Below are 12580 nucleotides of genomic sequence, written 5' to 3' on the forward strand. Positions count from 1 at the left end.
CACGGCCGGGCGGCGCGGCGAGGTGTGTGATGATCGGTTTTGAGCGAAAGGGCGCAGGGGTCGTTATCCGCCTGGACCAGCCGCAGCGGATGAACGCCCTGACCGAACCCATGGTCGAGGCGCTGGGGACCGCCGTCGACGCCGCCGTCGTTTCGGGAGCACGGGCGCTGATGATCACCGGAGCGGGCCGGGCCTTCTGCGCCGGCGGCACGTTGTCCGAGCCGCTGCCCGATGACGCCGGGGCCATTCTCGAAAGCCACATCAACCCCCTGCTGCTCCAGCTGGCGGACCTGCCGATTCCCGTGATCGCGGCGGTGAACGGTCCGGCGATCGGGGCAGGGGCGTCCATCGCCCTGGCCGCCGACATGATCCTCATGTCGCGTTCGGCCTTTCTCGCCTACGCCTTCGCCCAGGTTGGTCTGGCGCCGGACGGAGGGGCGAGCTGGCTGCTGCCGCGCACCCTGGGCTGGCATCGGGCCATGGGACTGATGATGACCGGCGCGCGCATCAGCGCCGAACAGGCGGTCGACTGGGGCCTGGCCTGGAAGGCCGTGGAGGCCGAGGCCCTGGCGGGAGAGGCTGAAAGCCTGCTGGAGCAACTGGCGAGCGGCCCGACCCTGGCCTACGCCGCCGTGCGTCGCACCGCCCGTGCGGCGCTGGATCTCGATTTCACTGGGGCTCTGGAGGCTGAACGCGAGGCGCAGAAACAGGCCGGCCGCACCGCCGATTTCCACGAAGGCGCCGCCGCCTTCATCGCCCGCCGCCCAGCCCGGTTTTCGGGCCGCTGAAGGAGATGGCGATGACCGCGCCCCGAACCCTGCTGGACAAGATCTACGACCGGCACCAGGTCGCCGACCTCGGCGGCGGCGACATGCTGATGTATGTCGACTTCCACCTGGTCCACGAAGTCACCAGCCCCCAGGCCTTCGAGGGCCTGCGTCAGCGCGGCATCGGCGTTCATGCGCCGGGGCGAACCCTGACCGTGGCCGACCACAATGTGCCGACCCTGAACCGGGCGGCCGGGATCCTCGATCGCGAAAGCCGGGCGCAGATCGAGCAGTTGCAGACGAACGCCGCCGAGTTCGGCCTGCCATGGATTCCGCTGGACAGCGTCGATCAGGGCATCGTCCACGTCGTCGGGCCAGAGCAGGGGCTGACCCTGCCGGGCATGACCATCGTCTGCGGCGACAGCCACACCGCCACCCACGGAGCCTTCGGCGCCCTGGCCTTCGGCATCGGCACCTCCGAGGTCGAGCATGTGCTGGCGACCCAGACCCTGGTGCAGAAGCGCGCCAGGTCGATGCTGATCGAGGTGGAGGGGGCGCTCGGCTTCGGGGTCACGCCCAAGGATCTGATCCTGGCCATCGTCGGCCGGATCGGCGCCAACGGGGCGACCGGCTACATCATCGAATACGCCGGCCAGGCGATCCGCGACCTGGACATGGCCGGGCGGATGACCGTCTGCAACATGTCGATCGAGGCGGGCGCGCGCGCCGGCCTGATCGCGCCGGACGAGACGACCTTCGCCTGGCTGCGCGGCCGCCCCCATGCGCCACGAGGCGCCGCCTTTGACGCCGCCGTCGCCGACTGGCGGACCCTGGCCAGCGATCCGGGCGCGACCTATGACAAGACGGTGCGCATCGACGCCGCCGCTGTCGAGCCCATGGTGACGTGGGGCTCCAGTCCCGAGGCGGTGACGACCATCGGCGGCCGCACGCCTGACGTGGCGGCGATCAAGGATGCGGGGCGGCGCGCCCAGATCGAGCAGATGCTGACCTATATGGGCCTGGCGTCGGAACAGCCGCTGGACGGCCTGGCCATCGACACGGTCTTCATCGGCAGTTGCACCAACGGCCGGCTGGAGGATCTGCGCGCCGCCGCCGTCGTCGCGCGCGGCCGTCATGTCGCCGAGGGCGTGCGGGTGCTGGTCGTGCCGGGGTCCGGTCACGTCAAGGCGGCGGCCGAGGCCGAGGGGCTGGATCGGGTGTTCATCGACGCGGGCTTCGAGTGGCGCGAGCCGGGCTGCTCCATGTGCCTGGGCATGAACCCGGACCGGCTGTCGCCGGGAGAGCGTTGCGCCTCGACCTCCAACCGCAATTTCGAGGGCCGTCAGGGACCGGGCGGCCGCACCCATCTGGTGTCGCCGTCGATGGCCGCCGCCGCGGCCGTGGCGGGACGGCTGGTCGATGTCCGGAGCCTTGTCTGATGCAGCCTTTCGTCACCCTGGACGCCGTCGCTGCGGCCCTGCCCATCGCCAATATCGACACCGATAAGCTGGTCCCCGGCCGCTTTCTGAAGGGCGTGACGCGGGCCGGGCTGGGGCGCATCCTGCTGCATCCCTTGCGGTTCGATGCGGATGATCGGCCGCGTTCGGACTTCGTTCTGAATCAGTCGCCGTGGGACCGGGCGGGGGTGCTGATCGCGCTGGATAATTTCGGCTGCGGCTCCAGCCGCGAACACGCGCCCTGGGCCTTGGCGGATTTCGGCATCCGCTGCGTCATCGCCCCCAGCTTCGCCGACATCTTCCGTAACAACTGCCTGAAGAACGGCATCCTGCCGCTGATCCTGCCGGAGGCCGACTGCCTGGCGCTGATGGACCTGGCGCGCGATCCGGCGACGGCGCGGGTCATCATCTCCCTGCCGGATCAGACGGTGACGGCGGGCGGGCGTGTCTGGTCCTTCGACATCGGCGCGGCCGACAAGGTCAAGCTGCTGGAAGGCAAGGACGAGATCGATGTCGCCTTGGCGCGGATGGCTGAGATCGAGCGCTTCGAGGCGCGCATCGGCTATGCGGCGCCGCAACTGACGCCCTGAGAGATTGGCGCCCTGACAGGGCGGCGCTGTCTCTAAACATCCGTCATGGCCGGGCTTGTCCCGGCGATCCATAGGCACGGCCGTTCGCCGTCGATGCTAAAGCGTTGGACGCCTGCGTCTATGGATGGCCGGGACAAGCCCCGCCATGACGACCTTGCTAGCGTTTCAGGATCAACGCCCCAGCCAGCGCAACAGGACGTCCGCCGTATCCTGACCCACCTCCAGCGGCGCTGGACGGCGCACCGACCCCGGCGTGGCCGACAGCTTGGGGAAGACGCCCTGCATCGGCACCTTGCCCAGGACCGGGTCCTCGACCTCGATAATGGCTTCGCGCGCCGCGAAATGCGGATCGGCCATCATGTCCTCGGCGTCGAAGACGCGGCCGGCCGGAACGGCGTGTTCGATCATCAGGTCTTCCAGGGCCTGCACCGTCAGGGTCGCGGTCCACTCGCCGATGAGGGCGTCCAGCTCGCTCTGATGCTCGCCGCGCGCCAGATGGGTGGCGTAGCGGGCGTCGGTCGCCAGTTCAGGGCGGCCCATGGCGACGCACAGGCGGGCGAAGACCGCGTCCTGATTGGCGCCGATCAGATATTCGCCGTCGGCGCAGGGATAGACGTTCGACGGCGCGATCTTGGGCAGGACCGAGCCGGTGCGCGTGCGTTTGTGCCCATTGACGGCGTATTCCGGGATCATGCTCTCCATGACCTGCAGCACGCTTTCGTACAGGGAGCTGTCGACCACCTGGCCCTGGCCGGTGCGCTCGCGGTGCTGCAGCGCCGCCAGGGCGCCCATGCAGCCGTAGGTGGCGGCCAGGGTGTCGCCGATCGACACCCCCATGCGCGACGGGGCGCGATCCGGTTCGCCGACGATGCCGCGCCAGCCGCCCATGGCCTCGCCGATGCCGCCGAAGCCGGCGCGCGAGGAATAGGGGCCGGTCTGGCCGTAGCCCGAAACCCGCACCACGATCAGACGCGGGTTGGCCTCCGTCAGATCGGCCGGGGCCAGGCCCCATTTCTCCAGCGTGCCGGGGCGGAAGTTCTCGATCAGGATATCGGCCTGGGCGATCAGGTCGCGCGCCGTCTGCTGGCCCTCGGCCGCACGCAGGTCGACCGCGACGGAGTATTTGTTGCGCGCGATGACCCGCCACCAGGTCGGCGTCTCCCCCTGGCCCCAGTGCCGCATCGGGTCGCCGACGCCCGGCGCTTCCAGCTTGATCACCTCGGCGCCCATGTCGCCCAGCAACTGGCCGCAGAAAGGACCGGCTATCAGTTGGCCCATCTCGACGACCTTCAGCCCGTGCAGAGGGCCGTTCACCGGTTGGCTGGTCACGAGGGCATTCTCCATAACGTCAATTAATCTTACAATCACTGGCGAGGTGACGATCGAAAGTCAACGGCGGCTCCAGGGCTTGTGATTGCCAAATAAATTGACAAAACTCTTCGCCAGATCAGCGAAAGATCGGCTGCAGCCGACGCATCGGGAGACATCATGCTGCTTCATATCGTGGCCAGCCCGAAGGGGGAAAGGTCGGCGTCGCGGTCGCTGGCGGATCGCTTCATCGCGACCTGGCGGGAACAGAATCCGGATGAAGAGATCGACACCCTGGCCCTGTTCGAAGAGGACCTGCCGCGCTTCGAGGCCGAACACGCCTTTCGCAAGTTCGCGCCCATCTTCGGCGAGGAGGTCTCGTCGGAGGCCGAAGACGCCTGGCGGATCGTCACCGACGCCGTGGCGCGGCTGGATCGCGCCGACCGCATCCTGCTGTCCTGCCCCATGTGGGATTACAGCATTCCCTGGGCGCTGAAGCTCTACCTCGACATCATCGTCCAGCCGCGCGTGACCTTCGGCTACAAGGCCGACGAGATGCGTCATGTCGGCCTGCTGCGAAACCGGCCCATTCAGATGATCCTGACGCGGTCGTCGACGATGGCCGGCGACTATGTCGACTTCCAGCTGCCCTATCTGAAGCACATCTTCGAGACCATCGGCATCCGTGACATCCGCGCCCTGGTCGTTCCCGCGACGACCCGGCCGGGGGCGGAGGCGCGCGAGGCCTACGTCCGCAGCTTCGACATCCAGGCGGACGACGCCGCCCGCGCTTTCTGAGCCACATCATGCACCCCAGCCATTTCGCCGCCGCCACGCCCGACAAGCCCGCCGTCATCATGGCGCAGACAGGGGCCGTCACGACCTTCCGTCAGATGGAGGACGCCTCAAACCGGGCGGCGCATCTGCTGCGATCGCTGGGGCTCCGGCCCGGCGACGCCGTGGCCGTCTGTCTCGGCAATACGCCGGACTATTTCGCCCTGGCCTGGGCGGCCCAGCGGTCGGGACTCTACTTCGTCGCCCTGTCGTCCCGCCTGACTCTGGCCGAGATCGACTACATCGCCCGCGACTGCGGGGCCAAGGTGCTGATCGCCGGCGCCGACCTGCCGAACACCGCCGCGTTGCCGACCAGCCTGTCCGATCTGGTGCTGTTCTCGCTGGGCGGGGCCGTGCCCGGCTATCGTGCCTGGGAGGAGGCGGTGGCGGATCAACCCGTCACCCGCATCGCCGACGAGGTTGCGGGCGGCGAGATGCTCTATTCCTCGGGCACGACGGGACGGCCCAAGGGCATCCGGCCGGAACTGCCCGCCGACGGCGACATCACCGCCATGCCGATGACGACCGTGGTCGCCAAGACCCGTTTCGCCGTCGATGAGGCCAGCGTCTATCTGTGCCCGGCGCCGCTGTATCACGCCGCGCCTCTGCGCTGGTCGATGGCGGTCCAGCACCTGGGCGGCACGGTCGTGCTGATGGAGAAGTTCGACGCCGAACTGGCCCTAGCCGCCATCGACCGGCATGGGGTGACGCATAGTCAGTGGGTGCCGACCCACTTCATCCGCATGTTGAAGCTGCCGGACGACGTGCGCGCGAAATACGACGTCTCGACGCTGAAGCTGGCCATCCACGCCTCGGCCCCGTGCCCTGTGCCGGTCAAGCAGGCGATGATCGACTGGTTCGGTCCGATCCTGGTGGAATACTACGCCGGGACCGAAGGCAACGGCATGACCATCATAAACTCGCAGGAGTGGCTGAAGAAGCCTGGGTCGGTAGGCAAGGCGAACTTCTGCGTCGTTCATATCTGCGACGACGAGGGGAAGGAACTGCCGCCCGGCGAGGTCGGCAACATCTATTTCGAGGGCGACCACCCGTTCGAATACCACAACGACCCGGACAAGACGGCCACCGCCTATGACGCGCGCGGCTGGACGACCCTGGGCGACGTAGGGCGGCTGGACGAGGACGGCTATCTGTTCCTGACCGACCGCAAGAGCTTCATGATCATCTCGGGCGGGGTGAATATCTATCCGCAGGAGATCGAGAACCTGCTGATCCAGCATCCCAGGGTGGCCGACGCCGCCGTCATCGGCGCGCCTTGTCCCGAGATGGGCGAACGGGTGGTGGCGGTGATCCAGCCCGCCGACTGGGCGGACGCCACGCCTGAGTTCGCCGCCGAGCTGTCGGCCTGGGCGCGCCAGTCGCTGTCGGGCGTCAAGCTGCCGCGTCAGTTCGACTTCATGCGCGAACTGCCCCGTCATGACACGGGCAAGCTCTACAAACGCTTGATCCGGGACGAATACTGGAAGGGCGCGACGTCAGGCTGACGGGCGGCGCCGTCCTCTCCCTAAACTCATGGAGGCTGGTCTTGATCGATCTGCACGGCTGCGACACGCCCAATGGGCACAAGGTGGCGATCATGCTCGCCGAGACGGGGCTGGAGCACCGCGTTGTCCCATACAACCTGTTCGAAGGACGGCACCTGACTTCCGAGTTCGGCGCCATCAACCCCAACCGTCGCCTGCCGGCCCTTGTGGATCACATGCCGATCGGAGGCGGCGAGCCGCTGGCCCTGTTCGAGTCGGGCGCCATTCTTCTGTATCTCGCCGAGAAGTCCGGGCGGTTTCTGCCTGACGCGCCGCGTCTGCGGCATACGGCGGTCACCTGGTTGATGTGGCAGATGGCCAGCCTGGGGCCGCAGCATGGCCAGGCGCACCACTTCCTGCGCTATTGCCCCGAGCCGGACGCCTATCCGGTCCAGCGTTACACGCGCGAGGCGCGACGCCTGTTCGACGTGCTGGAGACCCGGCTGACGCAGGCGGACTATCTGGCCGAGGAATATTCGATCGCCGACATGGCCTGCTGGCCCTGGGTGCGCGCCAGCCGCGCCATCGACATGGACATCGCCGAATGGCCCCGTCTCAAGGCCTGGTTCGACCGGGTCGGCGCCCGTGACGCCGTGAAAACCGCGGGCGCGGTCGCCGCCGATCATCCCGCCGCGGCGCGTCACATGACGCTGACGGCCGAGCAGTGGTCCGTGTTGTTCGGCGACAGGATGTTGTCGGCGGTGCGTGAAGACTCCGCCATGTCCTGAACCGGTTCCCGGCGCTTGAAGACGAAACCCCCGCCGGGACGACCCGGCGGGGGTTTTTCATCGACCGGATAGGCCGGAACGTCAGACCGCCTCCGCCTCGGCGCGGTCGTTGTCCTGCACGGCGGCGATGATGGCTTTGCGGGCGAGCAGCAGCAGGCAGATCCCGATTGTCAGCGACAGGGCCGTCACCAGGGCCAGGGCCTTGCCCAGGCTGGTGGGGCCGTCGAACAGGTGCTCGCTGACGAAGCCGGTGAGCAGCGGGCCCAGACCCATGCCGGCCATGTTGGCCACCAGCAGATAGATGGCGGTCATTCGCCCGCGCATGGTGGCGGGCGTCAGGATCTGCAGCGTGCCGGCCTGCAGCCCGCCGATGGTCGACACCGTGGCCATGCCCGCGGCCGCCAGGATCAGGGCGACGGTCGTATCGCTGACCAGATAGGCGCCGATCATCAGGGGGAACTGGATGATGGCCGAGGCCACGACCACACGCACCGGGGCGTCCGGATGGCCGCGCTTGGCCGATCGGTCGGAGAGCAGGCCGCCGACCGCCAGGCCGATGGTGCCGAACAGGCCGATGATGACGCCGAAGGCCAGGCCGAGTTGGGCCGGGCTCATGCCATGGGCGCGGGCGAAGTGGACGGGCGCCCACAGCATGGCGCCGTAGGCGGCGATGACGATGATGGAGTAGCCGATGACCACCGCGCCGAAAGCGGCCTTGTGCCTCATCGCCAGGGCCCACAGGGCGCTCAGCGGCGGAGCCTTGGCGGCGCCCTGACGGCGCGGCGCCTCCCGCACGGTCAGCAGCATGACGACGGCCAGGGGAACGCCCAGCAGGCCCACGGCGACGAAGGCCAGGCGCCAGCCTGTCAGTTCGCCCCAGGGCATTGGGATGACCGTGGCCATCGCCCAGGCGACCAGCACGCCCCCGAACAGCATGGCCGCGCCTCCGCCCAGCGAGACCCCCATGTTGTAGAGGCTGACGGCGAAGCCCAGCTTTCGCTTCTCGAAGCGGTCGGCGATGGTGGAATAGGCGGCGGGAGACAGGGTGGCTTCGCCGATGCCGACCATGGCGCGTGCGGCCAGAAGGCTGAGAAAGCCGCCGGCGAAGCCGCTGAGGGCGGTGGCAGCGCTCCAGCCCAGGACGCCGCCGACCATCAAGTTCCGACGGTTGCCGTTGTCGGCGATCGAGCCGAACGGCACGCCCATGATCGAATACAGCAGCACGAAGCCGAAACCGACCAGCAGGCCGACCTGAGTGTCGCCCAGGCCCAGTTCGCTGCGGATCGGGTCGATCATCAGGCTGATCAGCACCCGGTCCATGAAGGACAGCATGTAGGCGACCATCAGCACGAGGACGACATAGATGGCGTAACGCGGACGCGCGGAGACGGCGGGCGACGTGGCGGAAGGGGGCGGGGCGGTGGTCATCCGCGAACTCCTGGATACTGGGGCGGGAAGGGGGGCGGGCGCATCAGGCGGCGGCCGCGTCGGCCTGGGCGCGCCAGGCGATAAGCGGGGCCGAGTCGAAATACTCCTCCAGCCGGATGATGCGGTCGTCTTGAATCTGGCAGACCAGAACGGCGGGCAGGATGAGAACCGGTCCCGCCTTGTGCGTGGCGTGCAGCACGTGCTGCTGCACATAACCGCCTGGGCGGTTCGGGCCGCCGGGCAGGATGCGGACGCGGCGGTTCTCATAACGACGCTCTGAAGTCTTGGCGACGAAGGCGGTGAGGACGGCCAGATTGGCCTCGCGGTTCACAGCGACGCCTGCGGTGTTCAGCCAGACTTCGGCTTCGGAATGATAGCAGGCCTTCACCGCCTCGATATCGCCGGCCTGGATGGCCGCGATGAAACGATCGGCCAGGGCGAGGATGCGGTCATCGTCGGGTGCGGTCATCGAGGGCGGCTCCAGGTCAGACGATCGGGTGGCTGATCGGCAGGCCGAAATGGCGCCGCCCGACCTGTTCGCGGGCGATGTCCCAGTCCCAGAAGGCGTGGGAGGCGACCGTCGCCAGATCTCTCCAGAAACGCTGGATCGGCTGGTCGTGGTGATAGTTGGACGAGCCGGCGCCGGCCATCATCGCCTGCATGACCTCCCGACCCGTGCGCGCCACATAGGCGGCCGATCCCTTGAGGGCGATCCGATCCTCGGTCGTGAATCCGGTCTGCACCAGGGCCTCGGTGCGGTCGATGTGGGCGCGGCCCAGAACATCGACGGCGCGCGTTGCGATCTGCATCTCGCCCATGACGATGTGGGCGTGCTGCTGATCCTTGACCACGTCGCCCGAGAAGTTGCGCACGCGCCGGTCGACGATGGCTTCAAAGGCGCTCAGAGCGCCTTTCAGCCCGCCGGTCAGCACTGGAACGATCGTCGTGTAGGACATGGGCACCAGGGGGATGGCGTACAGCGGATTGTCGTAAAGCGCCGTGCCGTCCGTCGCCCCCTTGCGCAGGGCGACGCCGTCGATGGAGCGGTGGTCGGGCACGAAGACGTTTTCGGCGACGATGTCGTTGGAGCCCGTCCCGGCCATGCCCGTGAAGCGCCAGGTGTCCACGACGGTGACGTCCGCGACCGGCATGACGAAGCTGCGCGGCGTCTTCTCATGCGTCATGCCCGAGACCATGACCCAGTCGGCGTGCATCACGCCCGAGCCCCAGGGCGCGCGGCCGGAGATGATCCAGCCGCCCTCGACGGGTTCGGCCTTCATGGTCGGAGCGGTGGCGGCCGGCAGCAGGACGAAGCCGCGCGGACCGAACAACTCATCCTGCGCCTGGGGCGTCAGCTTGGCGGCGTAAAGGTTGTGGCCGATGTAGAAGGAGGCGATCCAGGCGGTCGAGATGCAGCCCTGCGCCAGGACGTCGACGACTTCATAAACCGTCTTCAGATCGGATTCGGCGCCGCCCCAGCGCTTGGGGACCAGCATCTGCACGATGCCTGCATCGATCAGGTCGCGAATGGTGTCGTCGTGCGGACGGCGCAGGGCCTCGGTCTCGGCCGCGCGGGCCTTGAGCGTGGGCAGCAGATCGTGCGCCCGTCCGATCAGTTCGGAGGAGGAAGTCATGGCGGCTCGAAGGACGAAGTTGAGGTCGAAGGGGCCGACGCCTTGGCGACGTCGACCCCCGATGATCAGAACGTCAGGCTGAGATCGACACCGATCTCGCGCGGCGGCTGATAGACTCGCGAGGCCAGCAGGTTGCCGACGCCGAAGGTGTTGTTGATCACCAGTTCGTCCGTCAGGTTCTTGCCCCACAGGCTGACGCGCCAGCGGCCGTCCGGCAGTTCCAGCGACAGGCTGCCGTCCACCACGGTGTTCGACTGACGCATGGTCAGGTCGGTGGTGGCGTTCAGGGTGCTGAAGCTGGTGTACATGTCGGTCATGTGTCGCACGCTGGCCTGGGCCGTGACCCGGCCGAAGTCGAAGTCGTCCTTGTAGTTGAAGGTGACGCTGTTGCTCCATTTGGGAGCGTAGGGCATCGGCAGATAGGTGCGGTCGATGACGCCCAGACCGTCGCCCAGATCGGCCATGAACTCATCATAGCTGGCGTCCAGATAGCCGACGCTGGCCGAGATGGTGAAGACGTCGGTCAACAGCGCCGTGGCCTCGGCCTCGAAGCCCGAGATGGTGGCCGCGCCGACGTTGGCGACCAGCGTCTGGTTGATCAGCGTGCCGGGGATCAACTGCTGCACGCTCTGCTGCATGTCCTGGTAGTCGCTGGTGAAGACGGCGGCGTTCAGGCGCAGACGGCGGTTGAACAGGTCGCTCTTCACGCCGACTTCGTAGGAGTCGACCGTTTCGGAGTCATAGGGACCGACCGCCAGGAAGGACCCGGCGCGACCGTTGAAGCCCCCTGCGCGGAAGCCGCGCGAATACTGGGCGTAGGTCATCAGGGTGTCGGACCACTTGTAGCTGACGCCGACCTTGGGCGAGAAATCGTCGAAGCTGGCTTCGAACGTCTCCGCGTTCGGATAGAACAGCGGCTGGGTGGTGAAGGTCTTCTCTTCTTTGCTGTAGCGGCCGCCGGCCGTCACGGTCAGGCCGGGCAGAACCTCATAGTCGGCCTGGCCGAACACCGCCCAGGAATCGGCCTTCTGCTGGGTGTAGATGGTCGATCCGGCGGTCGGCGAACCGAACACCGTGCCGAACTGACCCGTGGCGATGTCGTATTCCTGGGTCATGTAATAAGCGCCGACCACATAGGTCAGGGGACCGTCGGTGTTGGACGCGAGGCGCAGTTCCTGGCTGAACTGGTCGTGCGTCTCGTCGCGGTGGACGGTCATGAAAGGCGTAGGCGTGCCGTCGAAGTCGCTCAGCACCTCGGTGTCGGTCTTGCGGTAGCCGGTGATGGAGGTCAGCTTGACCGGGCCGAGATCCCAGTTGGCGTTCAGGGTGACGCCCAGGGCCTCCAGGTCCGAGAAGATGTCGTCGCCGACGTGGCTGAGGAAGGGATCGCTGTCCGTATCGGCCGGCTCGCCGAACCCCGGCAGGACCATGGACGGCAGGCTGGCGTTCTCGAACGCCGTGCCGGTGCCCTTGTCCTTGGTGTAGTCGACGATCAGGGTGGCGTCGAAGCTCGCCGTCGGGGTCCACAACAGGGCGCCGCGCATCGAGGTGACGTCCTGGGCGCCCATGTCGCGGCCGTCGTAATTCTTGATGTAGCCGTCGTAGGTCTTGGTCAGGAACGAGAATTTCCCGGCCAGCTTGTCCTCGATCAGGGCGCCTTCCACGCCGGCGCGCAGTTCCTGGCGGCCGTTGGAGCCGAACGTCGCCTGGGCGCGGGCGCCGAAGTCGAAGGAGGGGCGTCGCGACTGGACGCTGACCACGCCGCCGATGGTGTTGCGGCCGTACAGGGTTCCCTGCGGCCCGCGCAGGATGGTCACGCCGCCGATGTCGAAGAAGTCCTGCACCGCGCCGACGTTGCGCGACAGATAGACGCCGTCCAGTTCCACGCCGACCGACGGCTCGAAGCTGGATTCGACGTCGGCGTAGCCGAGGCCGCGGATGTAGAAGGCGCTGGCGAAGGGATAGGCGCCGACCGGGGCCAGGACCACGTTGGGCACCTTGCCGTCCAGGTTCAGCAGGCTCTCGACCTTGCCGTCCTCAAGCGATTCCATGCTGAAGGCGCTGACAGCCAGGGGCACGTCCTGCAGCCGTTGTTCGCGGCGTTGGGCGGTGACGACGATGTCTTCCACCGCGGCGGCGGGACCTTCCGAACCCGCCGTCTCCTGAGCCATGACGGGCGACGCGCCGATGGCGGCCAAGGCCGCGCCGCAATACAGCCAGCGTGAGAATTTCATTCCATCCCTCTCCTTGTTCTCGTTCTGAATGCGAGACAGAGGGATTGGCGCAGCAG

At 67.5% G+C, this 12580-nt stretch carries 11 protein-coding genes; 6 read left to right on the forward strand and 5 right to left on the reverse strand.

Annotated features, from left to right (window positions below):
* Positions 1 to 29 precede the first annotated feature (29 nt).
* Genes AC52GN_RS05255 through leuD form a run of 3 tightly spaced genes read left to right on the forward strand, consistent with a single transcriptional unit; the run spans position 30 to position 2814 of the window.
* Positions 30 to 788 carry an enoyl-CoA hydratase-related protein gene (locus AC52GN_RS05255; protein ID WP_496528406.1) on the forward strand — a complete coding sequence of 253 codons (759 nt, stop codon included), beginning with the start codon at positions 30 to 32 and terminating at the stop codon, positions 786 to 788.
* A gap of 11 nt (positions 789 to 799) precedes the next feature.
* Positions 800 to 2206, forward strand: coding sequence for a 3-isopropylmalate dehydratase large subunit (gene leuC / locus AC52GN_RS05260; RefSeq protein WP_496528407.1), 1407 nt, complete (start codon positions 800 to 802; stop codon positions 2204 to 2206).
* Entirely contained in the window at positions 2206 to 2814 is a 609-nt protein-coding gene (gene leuD / locus AC52GN_RS05265) for a 3-isopropylmalate dehydratase small subunit (protein ID WP_496528408.1), read from the forward strand. The genes leuC and leuD overlap by 1 nt, the downstream gene beginning before the upstream one ends.
* Positions 2815 to 2985: 171 nt before the next feature.
* Here the strand turns inward: leuD and AC52GN_RS05270 are convergent, their stop codons facing one another.
* Complete coding sequence (locus AC52GN_RS05270) at positions 2986 to 4143, reverse strand: CaiB/BaiF CoA transferase family protein (RefSeq protein WP_496528409.1); 1158 nt, start codon at positions 4141 to 4143, stop codon at positions 2986 to 2988.
* Between the two features lie 159 nt (positions 4144 to 4302).
* Here AC52GN_RS05270 and AC52GN_RS05275 point away from each other — a divergent pair, with 159 nt between their 5' ends.
* The 3 genes from AC52GN_RS05275 to AC52GN_RS05285 are packed head-to-tail and all read left to right on the forward strand — an operon-like array spanning position 4303 to position 7228.
* Positions 4303 to 4920: an FMN-dependent NADH-azoreductase gene (locus AC52GN_RS05275; RefSeq protein ID WP_496528410.1), complete on the forward strand. Its 618-nt coding sequence runs from the start codon at positions 4303 to 4305 to the stop codon at positions 4918 to 4920.
* 8 nt (positions 4921 to 4928) lie between these two features.
* A complete protein-coding gene (locus AC52GN_RS05280) occupies positions 4929 to 6461 on the forward strand; it encodes an acyl-CoA synthetase (protein ID WP_496528411.1) in 1533 nt (510 codons plus the stop codon).
* Positions 6462 to 6502: 41 nt separating this feature from the next.
* On the forward strand, positions 6503 to 7228 hold the full coding sequence (locus AC52GN_RS05285; RefSeq protein ID WP_496528412.1) for a glutathione S-transferase C-terminal domain-containing protein: 726 nt from the start codon (positions 6503 to 6505) through the stop codon (positions 7226 to 7228).
* 81 nt (positions 7229 to 7309) lie between these two features.
* On the opposite strand, the gene AC52GN_RS05290 is transcribed toward AC52GN_RS05285, so the two are convergent.
* From AC52GN_RS05290 to AC52GN_RS05305, 4 genes are all read right to left on the reverse strand, one after another.
* Positions 7310 to 8656 carry a spinster family MFS transporter gene (locus tag AC52GN_RS05290; RefSeq protein WP_343829083.1) on the reverse strand — a complete coding sequence of 449 codons (1347 nt, stop codon included), beginning with the start codon at positions 8654 to 8656 and terminating at the stop codon, positions 7310 to 7312.
* Between the two features lie 43 nt (positions 8657 to 8699).
* Positions 8700 to 9125: a nuclear transport factor 2 family protein gene (locus tag AC52GN_RS05295; protein WP_496528413.1), complete on the reverse strand. Its 426-nt coding sequence runs from the start codon at positions 9123 to 9125 to the stop codon at positions 8700 to 8702.
* 16 nt (positions 9126 to 9141) lie between these two features.
* Positions 9142 to 10290: an acyl-CoA dehydrogenase family protein gene (locus AC52GN_RS05300; RefSeq protein WP_291781682.1), complete on the reverse strand. Its 1149-nt coding sequence runs from the start codon at positions 10288 to 10290 to the stop codon at positions 9142 to 9144.
* A gap of 65 nt (positions 10291 to 10355) precedes the next feature.
* Positions 10356 to 12524, reverse strand: a complete 2169-nt coding sequence (locus AC52GN_RS05305) for a TonB-dependent receptor (protein ID WP_496528414.1) — start codon at positions 12522 to 12524, stop codon at positions 10356 to 10358.
* Between the last annotated feature and the right edge of the window lie 56 nt (positions 12525 to 12580).

This window comes from Brevundimonas sp. SS2672, assembly GCF_059579685.1.